The organism is Bacillus sp. KICET-1, from assembly GCF_027721405.1.
GTDB lineage: Bacteria > Bacillota > Bacilli > Bacillales > Bacillaceae > Bacillus > Bacillus velezensis.
In genome coordinates, this window is sequence record NZ_CP113515.1 from 3664517 (window position 1) to 3681525 (window position 17009).

At 47.2% G+C, this 17009-nt stretch carries 18 protein-coding genes; 8 read left to right on the plus strand and 10 right to left on the minus strand.

Features of this window, described 5'->3' with window-relative positions; all coding sequences use genetic code 11:
• Positions 1-3: 3 nt before the first annotated feature.
• The 4 genes from OVA33_RS18250 to OVA33_RS18265 form a co-directional block, all read right to left on the minus strand.
• The gene (locus tag OVA33_RS18250; RefSeq protein ID WP_017417615.1) at positions 4-951 is read right to left on the minus strand and encodes an ABC transporter permease; all 948 of its coding nucleotides are present in this window, start codon (positions 949-951) and stop codon (positions 4-6) included.
• A gap of 5 nt (positions 952-956) precedes the next feature.
• Positions 957-1883 (minus strand): ABC transporter permease, encoded by a 927-nt coding sequence (locus OVA33_RS18255; protein ID WP_007610853.1) that lies wholly within the window; start codon positions 1881-1883, stop codon positions 957-959.
• Positions 1884-1897: 14 nt separating this feature from the next.
• A complete protein-coding gene (locus tag OVA33_RS18260; RefSeq protein ID WP_007407248.1) occupies positions 1898-2722 on the minus strand; it encodes a M55 family metallopeptidase in 825 nt (274 codons plus the stop codon).
• A 155-nt stretch (positions 2723-2877) separates the two neighbouring features.
• Positions 2878-4437 carry an MFS transporter gene (locus OVA33_RS18265; protein WP_022553466.1) on the minus strand — a complete coding sequence of 520 codons (1560 nt, stop codon included), beginning with the start codon at positions 4435-4437 and terminating at the stop codon, positions 2878-2880.
• A 288-nt stretch (positions 4438-4725) separates the two neighbouring features.
• Between OVA33_RS18265 and htrA the strand changes: the two genes are divergently transcribed.
• The gene (htrA, locus tag OVA33_RS18270) at positions 4726-6075 is read left to right on the plus strand and encodes a serine protease HtrA (RefSeq protein WP_025649642.1); all 1350 of its coding nucleotides are present in this window, start codon (positions 4726-4728) and stop codon (positions 6073-6075) included.
• 99 nt (positions 6076-6174) lie between these two features.
• Positions 6175-6351, plus strand: a complete 177-nt coding sequence (locus OVA33_RS18275) for a hypothetical protein (RefSeq protein WP_014417532.1) — start codon at positions 6175-6177, stop codon at positions 6349-6351.
• 90 nt (positions 6352-6441) lie between these two features.
• Here the strand turns inward: OVA33_RS18275 and OVA33_RS18280 are convergent, their stop codons facing one another.
• The 3 genes from OVA33_RS18280 to OVA33_RS18290 form a co-directional block, all read right to left on the minus strand.
• Positions 6442-7413 carry a glycosyltransferase family 2 protein gene (locus OVA33_RS18280; protein ID WP_025649641.1) on the minus strand — a complete coding sequence of 324 codons (972 nt, stop codon included), beginning with the start codon at positions 7411-7413 and terminating at the stop codon, positions 6442-6444.
• 11 nt (positions 7414-7424) lie between these two features.
• Positions 7425-9602, minus strand: a complete 2178-nt coding sequence (locus tag OVA33_RS18285; RefSeq protein WP_014417530.1) for an ArnT family glycosyltransferase — start codon at positions 9600-9602, stop codon at positions 7425-7427.
• A 182-nt stretch (positions 9603-9784) separates the two neighbouring features.
• Positions 9785-10735, minus strand: coding sequence for a ring-cleaving dioxygenase (locus tag OVA33_RS18290; RefSeq protein WP_007610844.1), 951 nt, complete (start codon positions 10733-10735; stop codon positions 9785-9787).
• Positions 10736-11056: 321 nt separating this feature from the next.
• Here OVA33_RS18290 and OVA33_RS18295 point away from each other — a divergent pair, with 321 nt between their 5' ends.
• The 6 genes from OVA33_RS18295 to OVA33_RS18320 all read left to right on the plus strand — a co-directional run bounded on the left by OVA33_RS18295 (position 11057) and on the right by OVA33_RS18320 (position 15531).
• The gene (locus tag OVA33_RS18295) at positions 11057-12373 is read left to right on the plus strand and encodes an APC family permease (RefSeq protein ID WP_063636817.1); all 1317 of its coding nucleotides are present in this window, start codon (positions 11057-11059) and stop codon (positions 12371-12373) included.
• 286 nt (positions 12374-12659) lie between these two features.
• Positions 12660-13277, plus strand: coding sequence for a DUF47 domain-containing protein (locus tag OVA33_RS18300; RefSeq protein WP_003154804.1), 618 nt, complete (start codon positions 12660-12662; stop codon positions 13275-13277).
• Positions 13278-13289: 12 nt separating this feature from the next.
• Entirely contained in the window at positions 13290-14288 is a 999-nt protein-coding gene (locus tag OVA33_RS18305; RefSeq protein ID WP_017417610.1) for an inorganic phosphate transporter, read from the plus strand.
• A gap of 103 nt (positions 14289-14391) precedes the next feature.
• Complete coding sequence (locus OVA33_RS18310; RefSeq protein WP_007407256.1) at positions 14392-15138, plus strand: type II toxin-antitoxin system SpoIISA family toxin; 747 nt, start codon at positions 14392-14394, stop codon at positions 15136-15138.
• The gene (locus tag OVA33_RS18315; protein ID WP_003154807.1) at positions 15139-15309 is read left to right on the plus strand and encodes a type II toxin-antitoxin system SpoIISB family antitoxin; all 171 of its coding nucleotides are present in this window, start codon (positions 15139-15141) and stop codon (positions 15307-15309) included.
• A 96-nt stretch (positions 15310-15405) separates the two neighbouring features.
• The gene (locus OVA33_RS18320; protein ID WP_003154809.1) at positions 15406-15531 is read left to right on the plus strand and encodes a hypothetical protein; all 126 of its coding nucleotides are present in this window, start codon (positions 15406-15408) and stop codon (positions 15529-15531) included.
• Between the two features lie 34 nt (positions 15532-15565).
• Here OVA33_RS18320 and OVA33_RS18325 read toward each other — a convergent pair whose 3' ends face one another.
• Genes OVA33_RS18325 through OVA33_RS18335 form a run of 3 tightly spaced genes read right to left on the minus strand, consistent with a single transcriptional unit; the run spans position 15566 to position 16998 of the window.
• Positions 15566-16444: an N-acetylmuramoyl-L-alanine amidase gene (locus OVA33_RS18325; RefSeq protein ID WP_007407257.1), complete on the minus strand. Its 879-nt coding sequence runs from the start codon at positions 16442-16444 to the stop codon at positions 15566-15568.
• A gap of 13 nt (positions 16445-16457) precedes the next feature.
• Entirely contained in the window at positions 16458-16721 is a 264-nt protein-coding gene (locus OVA33_RS18330) for a phage holin (protein ID WP_003154813.1), read from the minus strand.
• A gap of 13 nt (positions 16722-16734) precedes the next feature.
• Complete coding sequence (locus tag OVA33_RS18335) at positions 16735-16998, minus strand: hemolysin XhlA family protein (protein ID WP_021493821.1); 264 nt, start codon at positions 16996-16998, stop codon at positions 16735-16737.
• Between the last annotated feature and the right edge of the window lie 11 nt (positions 16999-17009).

Consider the following 17009-nt stretch of genomic DNA (forward strand, 5'->3'; position numbering starts at 1 on the left):
TTCCTACCTCCTCAGTTTCGGGTCTAACGCGTCCTGCAAGCCGTCTCCAAGTACGTTAAACGCGTACATCGTTAAGGAAATGAAAAAAGCGGGAAAAAACAGCCGCCACCAATGGCCTGATAAAATCGCCGGCAGCCCGTCGTTTGCCATGACGCCCCAGCTTGCAAACGGCGCCTGAATGCCGAGTCCGAGAAAACTTAAAAATGATTCCGCAAAAATCGCCGCCGGCACTGTAAGCGTCATTTGGACAATAATGGCTCCCATCGTATTCGGCAGCAGATTTTTCTTAATGATCCGAAATGTTTTCGCTCCAAACGTTTTCGAAGCCAATACGTGTTCATCATGCTTCATCCTCAGCACCTGCCCTCTGACAATCCGCGCCATGCCGACCCATCCCGTCACGGTCAGAGCGACGATAATGGAACTGAGCCCCGGCCCCATCAGCACCATTAACAAAATGACAACGAGCAGATACGGCAATCCGTAGAGAACCTCGATGATTCTCATCATGGCGCTGTCTGTCCGGCCCCCTTTGTATCCGGCGACCCCTCCGTAGATAACGCCGATCAAAAAGTCGATCAGCGCCGCCATCACACCGACAAATAAAGAGATCCTCGCTCCGTACCACGTTCTTGTAAACACGTCCCGGCCAAGTTCATCGGTTCCGAACCAGTGTGAAAAAGAAGGCGGAAGATTCTGCTCGGCGAGCGTCTGCCTTGTCACGCTGTGCGGTGATATCAGCGGACCGAACACAGCCGATAGAAACAGGCAGCATAAAATCACAAGCCCGGCCATCGCCAATTTGTTCTTTTTAAGCCGCCGCCACGCATCCTGAGTGTAAGACAGGCTCGGACGCTTGACCGACTCGGTTTCACCCTTTCTTTCCGCGCCCGGCTGAAACCAGTCATCAGGCACTTCTGTGTGTTTTACCGTTTCTTGCGGGAGATTCATCAGGATCACCCTTTCTTATGAAGTTTTATGCGCGGGTCTAACAGGCCGTATGCCAAATCAACCAGAAACAGCAGGACGATCAGAATCACACTGTAAAATACGGTCGTTCCCATGATGACCGGGTAATCACGCTGATTGATGCTTTCTACGAAATATTTGCCCATTCCCGGTATGGCAAAAATTTTCTCGATGACGAAACTGCCCGTTAAAATACTTGCGGCAAGCGTCCCGAGTACTGTCACAACAGGCATAAGAGCGTTTTTTAATGCGTGTTTGATCACAATTTTGACGGGAGAAAGCCCCTTTGCTTTTGCCGTGCGGATGTAATCCTGAGTCAGCACTTCGGCCATGCTTGATCTTGTCAGCCTCGCGATAATGGCCATGGGACCGACGGCAAGCGCAACAGTCGGCAGGACCATGTGAACGGGACTCGTCCAGGTAGCTGCCGGAAACCATTTCAGATGAACCGCAAATTGCTGAATCAGCAGCGTAGCCATAATAAAATTCGGAATAGAAATCCCGAGCACCGCAAGGCTCATGGCCGCATAATCGAGAAAGCCGCCGCGCCTGAGAGCGGCCATTATGCCGAGCGCGAGCCCGGAAATAACAGCGATGATGATCGCCGTTATCCCAAGCTCAAATGAGACCGGAAACCCGCGTTCAAGCATGGCGTTTACACTGTCTGACGGTTTTTTAATTGAAGGACCGAAATCAAAGGTAAGAATGGATTTTAGATAGATGGCGTATTGAGTGATAAGAGGTTCGTTCAGATGGTAGTAGGATTCGAGATTTCGCTGGACCGCTTCGTTTGTGCCCCGCTCTTCGTTAAAAGGCGAGCCGGGTATCACTTTCATCATGACAAATGTCAGAGTGGTGATGACGAGGACGGTCATAATCATGGCGATAAAACGTTTGATAAAATACCGCAGCAATGCCGTTCACCCCTTTAACAGAATGTTGTTCTCATGGCGAGTTCTGTCATGACGAGCATGGCCTGATAGGCTTCCGGCATGTCTTTTGCCTGAAATTGAACGATTGTCGTTCCCGGGATGATTTCTGTGCCCGGCATTAAATGGGCCCATTCAGCCTGTCCGTAGTTGGCAAATTCAATGCCTAATACAGGTCTTTCAGGCGGAGTCAGCGGTTTGACCTTATCTTTATTTTTGAGCGCATAGGCTGTTTTTTCCGTCAGGAGCCGTCCGGCTTTTTGAGGGGACAGGCATTTGACCGCGGTTCTTGAAATGGTTTGTTTGACGGCGGCAGTCGTCACATTCGGGATCAGCTCCTCCGCTTCTTTTGCGGCGCAATCATCTCCGGCAGCCATGATGACCGGGACATCGTAAAATCCGGCGAGATAGGCATTTAACCCCAGTTCACCGACCGGCTTATCATTTATGTAAAAGTGGCGGACGCCGAATATCATGCTGTGCGACATGACGCCCGGCATCGACGCTCTCGCATGATAGCCGATAAACATCACACCTGAATACGATTCATCAAGCCCCTGCATCATGGAAAACGGCTTGACATCCCCCGTAATCAGCTCTGCCTCAGGGTGAAGTTTTTCCGCGAGCAGATTATTCATCTTTGAGTGGCTGTCATTCACGGTCACTTCCGTGCATCCGTTATTAAACGCTTCTGCGATGCACCAGTTTGCTTCTTCGGTCATCAGAACTCTGCCGCGCTCATAATTGTGCATGCGGGAATTGACAAATGTTTCATCAGGCAGTCCGGAAATCCCTTCCATATCCACAGATAGATACAGTTTCATGTAATGCCTCCTTTTTTACTTAAAATTTCGATATTAAATTATGAATATTCTAACAAATTATATTAAAAAAGGATGAAACATGCAATATACCATTCTGCTATTATGGGAAAAAACAAACCCTTTTCACCGGGAAAAGGGTTTGCTGATAGAAAAAGTTACATACCGTTTTTGCTTATATGATGACGCTGAAACTGTCTGACCGCACTTCTGTATTCACGATCGGGAATGACCTGATGCCTGATCGGTTCAGGAGCCTGCGGCGAAGGCTCTTCAGCCGCCTGCTTACGGACGGCATGCGGTTTATGCGCCAGCTTATGTCCCATGCCGGTCGCATTCATGACAAATGATAAACACACTAAAAGCAAGCTTAAGATGAAAGCAATAAGAAACAAATCGCTGTATGTTCCCATCAGCAGGTCATGCGGCGATTGTGTGCCGCGCGCGCCCCGAAGCATGCCGGAAACATCTCTTTTCGTAAAATACCCTATTAAAACAGGTGCGCCCATATAAATGAACAGCCTTAAAAACTGAACTGCCGTCATGCGTTTCACCAGTTCCGGAAGCGGTCCGCCTAACGCGGCTCCCATCAGTCCGGCTGCCACAATAAGCCCTGTCCCGGCCGCCAGCATCACGAAAAGCCCCGCAAATAGAATAAGCGGTATATGATGATCTGTCGTTATCCATTGGAAATTCACGAACACCAGTATAACAGAGCCTGTTATGCCGAGCATGCCCGGACCGACTTTATCATATGCTAATGCACTGATGACAGCGGCGATGGCCACGCCTCCCAAAAGGCTCGCATATAGGAATATCAGTTGAGTTTGTGACATATGATATGCGGTCTGAAGCTCCCCGTGAAATGCAGAAAGACTGACCGCTATGGAAATACTGCCCGCAGCGATCATGAAAACACCCAGAATCGGCTTTGGAATCAGCATAAGTTTAATCGAAATCAGCGCATGTTCGTTTCTGTACTGCATGATCAGCAAGATCAGAAGAATGACGATGCTTCCTCCAAATCCCGCCAATGTCTGCCATGATGAAAAGCCCCATTTCGGCAGATGAATAAATGTATAGGCGGTCAGCACGGCTGATACACCCGCTAACAGAAAACCGATGCCGTCAAATGGAGATTTTTCAGCATTTTTATGAGCGTCATCCCGCAGCCACATATAACTGAAAATGAGGCCGAAAAAAGACAGCAGGCCAAAAATGCCGAACAGCCAATGCCAATGGCCGGCGCTTGCCGCCGCCGTGCCTAAAACGGTCCCCATAATGACGGACCCGTAAAATCCGCCGATTAACACAAATAATGCGTAATTCCGGCGCTCAATCGGAAACGAAAGCACCAGCATCGGGATCATAATCATCAGCATAGTGCCCGCCGCAGCTCCCTGTAAAAAACGGCCCGCGGCGAGCGGATAAATATCATTTGTCACAGCAGCAAGGAGCGCTCCGATGACACCCGCGGCCATCGAAATCATATAGACAGGCCGGGAGCCGAATCTTTTTCTTAAATACGGCCCCGCCGGCACGAATAAGGCAAATGCCATATTACCGATAATAATCGGATGAAAAGAGTCAAAGTTTTCCCCGCCGACCGTCTGCCGGACAAGGCTTTGGACAGCCGAAAGTGCGGTATTCGACATCAGCCCCGGCCCGACCGCCAATACAGCGAGCAGAGAAATAATCCAATGATGTTTTTCTTTCATTTGACAACTCCTTTCTGACTATTTAACAAAGTGAAAAAGCTAACAGATTTCCCCCATTAGCTTGACAGAATTTTTCATATCTTTTCATGTGAAGGATTGAACATAATATCTCATTTATTATTTCAAATCCGATGGAAATTGTCAATATAAAGCGCCTCCGTCCGATTACGCCTTTTTCACAATTTCCCACAATCTTTTCATTATTATCCCACACTTTTTGTTTAAGATGGAGTCAGTAATAATAGGCAAATCATGCTATGATGAAAATAGAGAAACGGAGTGAACATGATGGATAACTATCGTGATGAAAATCGGACAGACCAAAAAGAACAGGAAGTCCTTTTAGTAAAAGAAAACCCGCAGCCGGCCGGATATTCCGCGTCGGACGAGGACAAGAAAAAACGAAGCTTCGGCTGGTTCAGACCGCTTCTCGGCGGAGTGATCGGCGGAGGGCTCGCCCTCGGCATCTATACATTTACGCCGCTTGGAGACCATCAGACTCAAGATACTTCCAATACGGCTCCCGCTCAGGAAACGTCATCGGTAACCGCCAAGCAGACATCTTCTGATTCCGGCAGCAGCAAATCGGCAAACAGCTCATCGGCAAATTCAAGCAGCATTTCGAATATGGTGGAAGACATTTCACCGGCGATCGTCGGAATCACCAATCTGCAGAAGCAGCAAAGCAGTTCCGATTTATTCGGATTCGGATCAAGCTCAGATTCAAACTCAAATTCATCGGGTGAAGATGCGGAAACGGGATCGGGTTCAGGCGTTATTTTTAAGAAAGCAAACGGCAAAGCGTATATCATTACGAATAACCACGTGGTCGAAGGCGCCTCTTCCCTTAAAGTGTCATTATATGACGGCACCGATGTAACAGCTAAACTCGTCGGCAGCGACTCTCTGACAGACTTGGCCGTTTTAGAAATCAGTGATAAACACGTGACAAAAACGGCAAGCTTCGGCAGCTCATCCGCTCTCAGAACGGGTGAATCCGTCATCGCCATCGGTGATCCGCTCGGAAAAGACCTTTCCCGCACCGTCACACAGGGCATCGTGAGCGGCTTAAACAGAACCGTCTCGATCTCTACGTCAGCCGGTGAGTCAAGCATCAACGTCATCCAAACCGATGCCGCCATCAATCCCGGAAACAGCGGCGGACCGCTCTTGAATACAGACGGCAAAATCATCGGCATCAACAGCATGAAAATCAGCGAAAGTGATGTAGAAGGCATCGGCTTTGCTATCCCGAGCAACGATGTAAAACCGATCGCCGAAGAGCTTCTCACGAAAGGACAAGTGGAGCGCCCTTATATCGGCGTGAGCATGATCGACTTGGAACAAGTGCCGCAAAACTATCAGGAAGGCACACTCGGGCTTTTCGGCAAACAGCTGAATAAAGGCGTTTATATTCGCGAAGTGGCGCAGGGCTCACCTGCAGCCAAAGCCGGATTAAAAGCAGAAGACATCATTATCAGCTTAAAAGGGAAAGAAACCGACACGGGCAGCGAACTTCGCAATATTCTCTACAAGAATACGAAAGTCGGCAGCACCGTTGACGTGAAGATTATCAGAAACGGCAAGGAAATGACGAAAAAAATGAAACTGACTCAAAAAGAAGAAACATCTTCTTAACAAAAATCCAAGGCAGCCGCCTTGGATTTTTTATATACGGATGAAACTTTAGGCCTGGATCAGCCGTATGACTTAGTGTACAAAGGAGGATACACACACATGAAACAAACCGGACTTTTGCTGGTCGTTACCGGTCTGATCTTGCTGCAGCTGAGCATTCAGCTTCCTCAGCAAAACGCTGCTTGGGGAATGACGCTTGGTGCAAGCATTTTACTGAACCTTTCGGGAACCGGACTGATCATGCGCTCTCTGCACACGCAGACCGGTCGCAGATGAATAAAAAAAGCCGCGGGACATTCTGTCATCCCGCGGCTTTTATTTCTGATATAAAAACACCCTGCCCGCTGGCCGGACAGGGTGTTTCGGTTAAGACATGTGCTGGTCCCGATAAATCTTTTCGTTTTTAATGCCGTACGCTTTTTGCACGATATAGAGCGGACGGTCTTTTGCTTCGTCATAAATCCTTCCGATATATTCGCCGATCATTCCGAGCATTAATAGAACGATGCCGCTGAATAACAGCTGTATCACAATCAGAGAGGACCAGCCCGTAATGGTGCTGTTCGTAAACAGCTTCATGTATAAAACGATAAACATATAGAGAAAACCCGCTCCGGACATGATCATTCCCGCATAACTTGCCGCCTTGAGCGGTTTATGAGAGAACGTTGTGATCCCGTCCATGGAAAGCTTCAGCATTTTTTTAAGCGGGTATTTCGTTTCCCCCGCAAGCCGCTCATCTCGTTCATATTCTACAGCAGTCTGCTTAAAGCCAACCCAGCTGACGAGCCCTCTGACAAAAGGATTTTTTTCTTTTAATTTTTTCATCTCATCACAGACTTTTCTGTCCAGCAGGCGGAAATCTCCGGTGTCGAGCGGAATATCAATATCAGTCACGTTCCGCAGCAGCCGGTAAAACATAGAGGCCGTCTGTTTCTTGAAAAAGGTTTCTCCCTTTCGTTTCGTTCTGACGGCGTACACCACATCGTAGCCTTCTTTCCACTGCTCAATCATATCAAGGATTAATTCAGGAGGGTCCTGCAAATCGGCGTCAATGACGACGATTGCATTCCCCTCTGCATAATCCATACCCGCTGTGATCGCGATCTGATGTCCGAAGTTTCTGGAAAAATCAATAATTTTCACTCTCGGATCAATCAGACTTTGCTCTCTTAAAATCTCAATACTGCGGTCTTTGCTTCCATCATTGACAAAGATCAATTCATAATGCTCTTTTGTTTGATCCATCACTTCTTTCAGACGCTGATAGGTTGTCTGAATGACGAGTTCCTCGTTATAAACCGGGACGACTATTGAATATTGAATATGTCTGCTCATGTTTTTTCCTCCTATTCATCAGATTGAAGTTCGTATAGTGAAGCTGATTGATTCATTCCGCCCGGCCCGCCGCTCATTCGGCTGTTTTTACCTGAGGCCTTGCTGCTTTTTTTATCAGCTGCATCACTATTTTTCGTTTTCTGATCTGTGTTTGATTGCCATTTATCTGAAGATACTTTCTTTCCGTTTTTCTCAACCCACTGCACAATATCGTTATTTCCGCCTTTGCCCATTCCGGATGCTAAGAAGTATTTTACTTTCCCTTCTTTTACGAGCTTTTTAAATTGGGCCAGCGTAATGGCCGGGTCAGACCCGCTGTATCCGCCGATCGCCATGACCGCTTTTTTCGTTTTAATAATGTAAGGCGCCGCAGTGTTGGAATCGGTTGTTGCAAATAGATAGTCCGCTCCGGCGTTGTGTTTCTCTAAATAGTTGATCAGTTTTGTATTGACAGATGCGTTATCCATTCCCATGCCTTTTCCGCTTGTTGAAGCGAGCTGAGGGCCTGTTTCAGGCAATGAGCTGTTGCCTCCGTACAGAAGCGGTGTGCTCGCCCAATAAATCGGCATGACCATCAAGACGAGAAGGGCTGCAAGTGAAACATAGTAACTGAGCGGTTTTTGGCGCTGTTTGAATACGAACAGAGCGATGGCAGCCACTGCGCCGATAACGCCTACTCCGATGCTCCAGCCTGCGCCGATTTGATCATTGTAGTTTCTGAGGATAAACAGCTCAAATCCGGTTGTCACAAGAATAGCGGCCGGCAATAGCCAAGTTTTCCATCCCGCCTGCTTGCGGTACAGATGAACGAGGGCGACCCATCCCGCACCGACAAGTGCCGCGATCGGAGGCGCCAGCATAATGAGATAATAATGGTGGAAAAATTCTGCGACACTGAAGAATCCGGCAATCGGCACAAGCCACGCTGCCCAAAAGATCGTTTCCTTCTGTTCTGCTGATAATCGTCTTCTTTCTCTCGCCCCGGCGATCAATAAACCGGCCATTCCAAAAATCGCAAACGGCAGGAGCCAGCTGATCTGATCAGATAATTCCGTTTGGAAAAGGCGCAGCGGACCAGGGGTTCCCGTACCGAACATTCCTGAACCTGATTGCATTTTCGAGCCGGTGCCTGTACCGCTTTTTCCTCCGCCGCCGGGACCGCCTCCGCCGCCATCTCCGCCGCTTGGAGGGCCTCCTTGACCGCCGCTTGGCATTTCGCCGCCGCTTGGCATTTTCCCGTTAGATGGAGGTGCCGTCATACTGCCGTTTTGTGATTTGTCTCCGCTTGCTGAACTGCTGCTTGAAGACTGGCCAGGCGGTTTTTGCATTTGTGAAGAACCGCCGGAAGAAGACATCTCTTTCGATGCGTTTCCGTCCGGCCCGCCCTGGCCGCCGCCGGAACTTTGCCCTGTCAGCCGCTGAATCCCGTTATATCCGAAGGCCAATTCCAATACGGAGTTTGTCTGGCTGCTTCCGACATATGGCCTTTTGCTGGCAGGAATATTGTCAACAATGAGCGGCCATGACAATGAAACGGCTGCTAAAACGGCTAACGCGCTTACCAATGAAATGATTTTTTTCTTAATCGTGGTGTTTGCCGCAATCATATAGAACAGCAAGAAGGCCGGCAAAATCATATAAGCCTGAAGCATTTTTGTGTTAAAGCCTGCTCCGACGACAAAAAATGCCGCCAAAAGCCAGATCAGTCTGCCTTTTCTGATCGCTTTAAAGAGAAGCCATGTGGCGAACAAGAGGAAAAAGACCAGTAAAGCATCGACATTGTTCGTCCGCGCGACCGCTACTGCGATCGGTGTACACGCCATGACAAATGAGGCGATGCGCGCCGCCGTTTTTCCGAACGTCGGCTTTATTAATAAGTACATGAATAGAACTGAACCTACACCCGCCAATGCCTGAGGCAGGATGACGCTCCACCCGTGCATACCGAATATCAGCGCGCTGATCGTTTGAATCTGGTATGTAACAGGCGGTTTATCTACCGTGATAAACCCGGCTGCGTCAAATGAAGCGTAAAAGAAATTATGAAAGCTTTGAAGCATACTCGTTACCGCTGCGGTGTAATAAGGATTCACCGTATCGTCATTCCAGATGTTGTACATATTCAAGAATGCGGAAGCGAGTAAAATGAGAATTAAGACTGCGTCTATCTCGCGTTTTTTCATTTTCACCTGTGTTTTCACTCCTTTTGTTTAACTTTGAACAAGTGTAACAACCAAATGTGAAAAATTTATTAATAAACAAAGACAATTATTTTGCCGTTTACAAATAGGTAAAAAGAATGACAAAACGGGTAAAAAAGCAAAAAAAGATGCCCCCGTCAAGCCGGGAGGCATCTGTCATGATTTCTGATTTACTGAATCGGTTTCAGCCGTGCTTCTATTTCAGAACGGCGGTGTTCGAGATAAGGCGGGAGCGCAACCGTTTTGCCTAGCTCTTCAGGTTTTTCATCAACCATAAATCCCGGACCGTCCGTTGACAATTCAAACAGAATTCCGTTCGGCTCCCGGAAGTACAGCGCTTTGAAATAATAACGCTCTACAATGCCTGAGTTGCTGAAACCTTCTTTCGTAATGATGCGGTGCCATAAAGCAAGCTCCTCTTCATTCTGGACGCGGAAGGCCACATGGTGCACGCTGCCTTTTCCAGGACGCTCGCGCGGAAGATCGTTTCTTTCAATGAGATGGACTTCTGTACGCGCGCCTCCGTTTCCGGATTCGAGCACCGTAACCGTGCCCCGGTCTTCATGCGTTTCTTTCCCGATTTCAGTGAAGCCCAGCACATCGGTTAACACACGCAGCGTCGGTTCTGCATACGGGACGGTCAATTCAACGGGACCAAGACCGCGGAAAGAATATTCTTCCGGTATGCCGCTTTGCTTCACCGCTTCACCGATGTCTTTTCCTTTTTCGTCAGCTGTCAGCACAAGCCGCTGTCCTTCATGATCCTGAAAAGCGAGTGTGTCCCTGCCCGCTATTTTCACGATCTCACTGTGAGAGACCTGATGCTCTTCAAATCGTTTTTTCCAATATTGGAGCGCTTGTGCATCCGGGACACGCAGCCCGATTGAAGAAATACTGTTTGTTCCCGCATGAAACGGCGCAATCCGCGGAATCTCGAAAAACGTCAATTCAGATCCCGGATTGGCTGTTTCATCACCGTAAAACAAATGATACATCGTCGGTTCATCTTGGTTTACGGATTTTTTCACAAGCTTCAGTCCCAGGATATTTCGATAAAAATCTAAATTTTTCTGCGCATCAGCCGTCAATGCTGATACATGGTGTATTCCATTAACTTTCATTATGTTATCCTCCAGTCAATTATCTCGATTTCGAGATATTTATATATACAATTTATGTTATCCGGATCGTAAAGTCAACCCATCTGCTTCACAGACGGTCTGCAGACTGCCGCTACCTAAATAACGAACCTTTGATATAAAAAAACCATTAATGTTCGCTTTTAAAACGGTATTTTTTCCTTCTCAAAAGCAGAAACCTTTATCTTTTAGGGAAAACAACAAAATCAGAAAATTTATTTTATTCGTGTTTCAGCAATTAGGGTTTACAATATGGAAAATAGTTTTTTCATCATGACGATTTTACATCTGGAGGGAAAGGATATGCAGATTGAAGAGAACGGACTTAAAAAAGAGATCGGCCTTACCATCGCCCTCTCACTTGTTATCGGCACCATCATCGGTTCCGGCGTATTTATGAAACCAGGCGCCGTGCTTGCCTACTCCGGTGATGCGAAAACCGCGCTTATCGCGTGGCTGTTAGGAGGTATTTTGACGCTTGCAGGCGGATTGACCGTTGCGGAAATCGGCACTCAGATTCCGAAAACGGGCGGACTTTATACATATCTCGAAGAAGTGTACGGCGAATTTTGGGGCTTTTTGTGCGGATGGGTTCAAATTATCATTTACGGCCCGGCCATTATCGGAGCAATCGGCTTGTATTTCGGCTCCTTGATGGCCCATCTGTTCAGCTGGGATTCCGGCTGGTCTAAATTGATCGGGATTTCAGCCGTTTTGTTTTTAAGCATCATTAATATTATCGGAACGAAATATGGCGGCATCGTACAGGGAATTACGACTGTCGGCAAATTGATTCCGATTATCTGCATGATCGTGTTCGGCCTTTGGAAAGGCGATCAGCATATTTTCACAGCCGTTACAAGCAGCATGTCGGACATGAATTTCGGCGCTGCCATACTGGCCACCTTGTTTGCTTATGACGGCTGGATTCTGCTTGCGGCACTCGGCGGCGAGATGAAAAATCCGGAAAAGCTGCTCCCGAGAGCGATGACGGGCGGACTGCTGGTCGTCACCGCCATTTATCTTTTCATTAACTTTGCGCTGCTGCACATTCTTCCTGCGACCGACATCGTCAAACTCGGTGAAAATGCGACCGGCACCGCTGCCGGAATGCTGTTTGGCGACATCGGAGGAAAATTGATCAGCGTCGGAATCATCGTCAGCATCTTCGGCTGTTTAAACGGAAAGATTCTCGCTTTTCCGCGTGTCTCGTTTGCGATGGCGGAACGGAAACAGCTGCCGTTTGCCGGACAGATTTCGCGGGTTCATCCGACGTTCCGCACCCCGTGGATTGCCGTGTCATTTCAGATCGCGCTGGCCATTATTTTTATGATCGCCAGCAATCCCGATAAGCTGTCTGAAATCTCTATTTTCATGATTTATATTTTTTACGTCATGGCCTTTTTCGCCGTGTTTATCCTCAGAAAAAAAAGCGGCGGAAAACCGCGCGCCTACAGCGTGCCTTTGTATCCGATCATTCCTGTTTTGGCCATCGCGGGTTCACTGTTTGTGCTGATCAGCACGATCATTACAGATACACTGAGCTGCGCGCTGTCCCTCTTGATCGGCCTCGCCGGGCTGCCGCTTTATTTTTGGCTGAAAAACGGCAGAAAAAACTGATAAAAACGGTTCCTTTTACGGGAGCCGTTTTTTTTTCTGGCAAAATCACGTGCAAAAGTTGACAGCAAATTCACATCTTTTGTTATACTTTTTAAGCAAGATGTCTGAATTCGAAGTATGTTACGTTTTTTTGGCGAAGTGGGTAACATAAGAAAAACAGGATGAGACACGTTTTTACGAAAAAATCAAGAGGCGTTTTTTTCGACTTTATCTGTTTTTTTTCGACAAAAGGCTATATAATAATTTGATGTGTGCATTGTCTCATTCAAACAATGGAGGGTTTTTAATGATAAAAAGAAAAAAAGATAAGTTCTCACTCCTTTTAACAGAAATCGCAAAAAACATAGACGAAACCGCAGAATACTTTGTCAACTTTAAAGTGACGAACCAGACGACTTTAAAGGAATTTGCCGATACGTTAAAAGAGTTTGAAACAAAAGGAGATAATCATGTTCATGTCATGATTAAAGAGCTGAACAAAGCTTTTATCACTCCCATTGAACGTGAAGACATCCTTGAGCTGACAAACAGCCTCGATGACGTGCTTGACGGAATCGAACATTTTTCAGCAATGATGGAGATTTTCTCGATCACTTCTTCCGATGAGCATATCGATAAGTTCAGCGGATACATCAGAGAGTGCGCGAAGGAAATTTTAATCACGATTGAGCTGCTTGCAGAAAACCGATTGAAGGACATTCACCCTCACGCCATTAAAATTAAGGAATACGAGCACAGCTGTGATAACCTGCACCGTAAATCATTAAAAAATCTGTTCGGCACAGAAACCGATCCGATTAAAGTGATTCAGTACCGCGAGATTTACGAAACGCTTGAGGAAATTGCCGACTCTTGCCAAAGCGTTGCCAATAACCTTGAAACCATTATTATGAAAAACGCGTAACGAGGGGTTATAATGGATACTCTATTACTTTTAACGATATTAATTGTCATATGCGCTTTGGTATTTGACTTCATTAACGGATTTCACGATACCGCAAACGCAATCGCCACCTCAGTTTCGACAAAAGCGCTGAAGCCGCGGCACGCAATCGTCATGGCCGCCATCATGAACTTTCTCGGAGCGATGACATTTACCGGTGTGGCGAAAACCATTACAAAGGACATTGTGAATCCTTATACATTAGACAACGGGTCAGTTGTCATTCTGGCGGCTCTACTCGCCGCAATCGCCTGGAACTTGATCACATGGTATTTCGGCATTCCGAGCAGCTCTTCACATGCGATTATCGGAGCGATCGCCGGAGCGGCCATTGCAGCGTCAGGTTTTGCGACGCTTAATTATAAAGGGTTCATTAAAATTATCGAAGCACTTATTTTATCACCGATCATCGCCTTTGTTCTCGGCTTTATCGTATATTCGATCGTGAAGCTGATTTTTAAAGACAGCAATCTGGCGAAAACAAATAAACGCTTCCGCAGAGTGCAGATTTTGACGGCTGCCATTCAGTCCTATACACACGGAACGAACGACGCGCAAAAAGCGATGGGTATCATTACGATGGCGCTTATGACTGCCAATTTACATAAAAGTGATGCCATTCCTTTTTGGGTGCAGCTCTCTTGTGCCCTGGCAATGGGTCTCGGCACATCCATCGGCGGCTGGAAAATCATTAAAACCGTCGGCGGGAAAATTATGAAAATCCGTCCGGTAAACGGCGTATCTGCCGACTTAACCGGCGCAGCCATTATTTTCGGGGCCACGTTTATTCATCTCCCTGTCAGCACGACACACGTCATTTCGTCTTCCATTCTCGGTGTGGGCGCTTCCCACCGCGTAAAAGGCGTAAACTGGGGAACGGCTAAACGGATGCTCATTACATGGGTCGTCACCCTGCCGATTGCAGGTACACTCGGCGCCATCGCCTTTTTCATCTTAGATCTGTTTTTCTGATGACATCCGCTTCTTTACAGAAGCGGTTTTTTTGTGACAGGAAAATGATGTCATGACATAGAATGAACATAGCAGACCATTTTTCAAATTGTGAGGGATGCTCATGCTTTTGTTTTTTCAGATTATGGTGTGGACGATGGCGGCCGCACTCATTTTATATGTGTACGCATCCTGGCGGTATGAGGCAAAGGTAAAAGAAAAAATGTTTGCCATCCGTAAAACGTGGTATTTACTATTTGTACTGGGCTCCATGGTCTATTGGACATATGATCCCGAATCGCTCTTTGCCGCATGGAGACAATATTTGATTGTTGCCGTCTGCTTTGCCCTTATTGATGCGTTTATCTTTTTGAGCGCGTATATCAAAAAGCTCGCCGGCAATGAATTAGAGACGGATACGCGGGAAATTTTAGAAGAAAATAACGAAATGCTTCACTCCTATCTTGAAAAACTGAAAACCTATCAATATCTGTTGAAAAATGAACCGATCCATGTATATTATGGAAGTACAGAAGCTTATGCGGAAGGCATCAGCAGACTGCTGGCCGCTTATGCCGAAAAAATGAATGTCACGGCTTCCTTGTGCGACTATTCCGCACAATCGGATAAGGACCGCTTGACGGAGCATATGCCTGATGCGGCAGACGTTCAGTCCCGTCTTAACCGTAAAGACGTCTACTATGATCAAAAAGGCAGGCTTGTGCTTATTCCGTTTACAGTCCAAAACCGCCATTACGTGATCAAACTCACGTCGGAAAACCTGTTGACGGAATTCGATTATTTGCTTTTCACATCGCTAACGAGCATTTATGATTTAATGCTGCCAATAGAAGAGGAAGGTGACGGTTAAATGGAGCAGGCATTTCAAAACGGGCAGCCGGAACAAAGAGCGAAACCGTTCAAAATGTTTAAAAAACGTTCAATGACAAGTATCGCAAGTTACCAGGTCAGCCCTCATACCGCCAGAATTTTCAAAGAAAACGAGCGGCTGATTGACAAGTATAAACAAAAAAAAGCTTGATTACACTAAGGACAGGAGACACGGCTCTTGTCCTTATTCCTTTTTTCCTTATCTTTCATATAATAAAACCAACAAAGAGATGCGACAGGTGATGATGTGAAGAAAATTGTCAGGCGCGTAAAGTTTGTGGATTACGGACGCTTCGGGCTTTCCGCTTATTCGCTGAGGATGCGGGCGAGGAATCTCGGGCTATTGAACCGGTTAAAAAAGAAAAAAGGCTGAATCCCGCAATGTGAACGGGACTCAGCCTTTTTTGTTAAAGCTGCATCAGAATTTTCGCTTTTACAGCGGGACCGTAGACGCCGTCAGACGTCAGTCCGTTTACAGATTGGAAGCGGGCCACGGCATCTGCGGTTTTCGGGCCGTAGATACCGTCAATGCCGTTATTGACAGCTCCTTTTTCAGGATAGAAATAAAGCGCGGCGAGCGCGTTTTGCACCTGGTATACCTTTTCACCGGACGTGTACGGCTCTGTCAGCTGAATCACCTCGTCCGGAAGAGAATACAGTGCTTCAACCGGCGGGCTGACGATCAGTACTTGTCCGACTTTAATCAGGTTCGGGTCAGCGATGTTATTCCATTTCTGCAGATCGGCCACGCTGACGCCGAATTTCCGCGCGATCGCTGACAGCGTATCTCCTTTTTGGACGGTATACGTCTGTCTTTCCCCAGAACCGATTCCCGCTTTAAACTCATCCCATGTATCCAACAGTCTTCTCGGACAAAGCTTTCCTGACCAATGCTTGTGCGCAACGACATTCGCAAGCGGGATGCCGTGCGACGTCATTAATGTGCGGATGAGCCATTGGGCGTTTGCCACGGCCTGTGAAAAGTTGCCGTCTGCGTTTTCACAAATTTCAATACCGATGGATTTACGGTTGCCGTCCCCGTTTCCGTCACCGGCATGCCAGCCGTTTTCGTTCAGCGGAAGATGCTGATAAATTTCCGTATCATCGACTGTGAAATGCCAGCTTGTCGGTGTATCGGGATTTTTCACATAGCTTGCGTGACTTTTGGCGTTAGCTCCGACTGCGGTATTGGCTGTATTGTGCACCGTAATGTAAATCGGTGTCATTGCATAGCCTGGGCGGTTATTGTTTCCTGCCGGGATAAAATCCTGTGTGATTTTTACCATATTCTCATCTCTCCTATTTCGATAAATTGTTTATTTTTAATAAAGCCTGCTGTTTTTTCCCTTTTGCTGTAACGTAATTGTTTTTAAACCAGGCGGCGGCAGTCGTTATGATTGTAAAAACGGCCGACCCGGCGGCATACAGCGTATCTGCAAGCTGGCTGACCTGGTCCTCCTGAATATTCAGCGGCGATTTGCCGAACATCAGCAAAGTTTGATTCAATAAAGCAAGCAAAAGAAGCACCGTCCTGACGACCGTGCCTTTGTCCGCGAATTTCATATCGGTTTCCCCCTTACTTTTGCAGCAGATTGTACATGATGGCGATGGCTCCGCCAATGACGCCCGTGCAGATTGCTGTCACGATCGCTCCTGTAATGGTCCGCTTAATCCATGTTGTGTTTTCGTCAATTTTATTCAGTTTTTCATTCAGCGTCATGATTTGCTGATCGTGCCGGTCGGATACCCGCTCTAATACGGCCACCCGCTGTTCAAGCACCTTTTGTTCACCTTTGATTCCTGCGAATTCTTTTTGCACCGCTTGTTCATCCAGAAGCACTTCCGCTCCCC

Bases quoted from the DNA above. Each gene is read 5' to 3' on its own strand.
- OVA33_RS18250 (WP_017417615.1), bottom strand. From the start codon at position 951: ATGAATCTCCCGCAAGAAACGGTAAAACACACAGAAGTGCCTGATGAC.
- OVA33_RS18260 (WP_007407248.1), bottom strand. From the start codon at position 2,722: ATGAAACTGTATCTATCTGTGGATATGGAAGGGATTTCCGGACTGCCT.
- OVA33_RS18265 (WP_022553466.1), bottom strand. From the start codon at position 4,437: ATGAAAGAAAAACATCATTGGATTATTTCTCTGCTCGCTGTATTGGCG.
- htrA (WP_025649642.1), top strand. From the start codon at position 4,726: ATGGATAACTATCGTGATGAAAATCGGACAGACCAAAAAGAACAGGAA.
- OVA33_RS18275 (WP_014417532.1), top strand. From the start codon at position 6,175: ATGAAACAAACCGGACTTTTGCTGGTCGTTACCGGTCTGATCTTGCTG.
- OVA33_RS18280 (WP_025649641.1), bottom strand. From the start codon at position 7,413: ATGAGCAGACATATTCAATATTCAATAGTCGTCCCGGTTTATAACGAG.
- OVA33_RS18290 (WP_007610844.1), bottom strand. From the start codon at position 10,735: ATGAAAGTTAATGGAATACACCATGTATCAGCATTGACGGCTGATGCG.
- OVA33_RS18295 (WP_063636817.1), top strand. From the start codon at position 11,057: ATGCAGATTGAAGAGAACGGACTTAAAAAAGAGATCGGCCTTACCATC.
- OVA33_RS18300 (WP_003154804.1), top strand. From the start codon at position 12,660: ATGATAAAAAGAAAAAAAGATAAGTTCTCACTCCTTTTAACAGAAATC.
- OVA33_RS18305 (WP_017417610.1), top strand. From the start codon at position 13,290: ATGGATACTCTATTACTTTTAACGATATTAATTGTCATATGCGCTTTG.
- OVA33_RS18310 (WP_007407256.1), top strand. From the start codon at position 14,392: ATGCTTTTGTTTTTTCAGATTATGGTGTGGACGATGGCGGCCGCACTC.
- OVA33_RS18315 (WP_003154807.1), top strand. From the start codon at position 15,139: ATGGAGCAGGCATTTCAAAACGGGCAGCCGGAACAAAGAGCGAAACCG.
- OVA33_RS18325 (WP_007407257.1), bottom strand. From the start codon at position 16,444: ATGGTAAAAATCACACAGGATTTTATCCCGGCAGGAAACAATAACCGC.
- OVA33_RS18330 (WP_003154813.1), bottom strand. From the start codon at position 16,721: ATGAAATTCGCGGACAAAGGCACGGTCGTCAGGACGGTGCTTCTTTTG.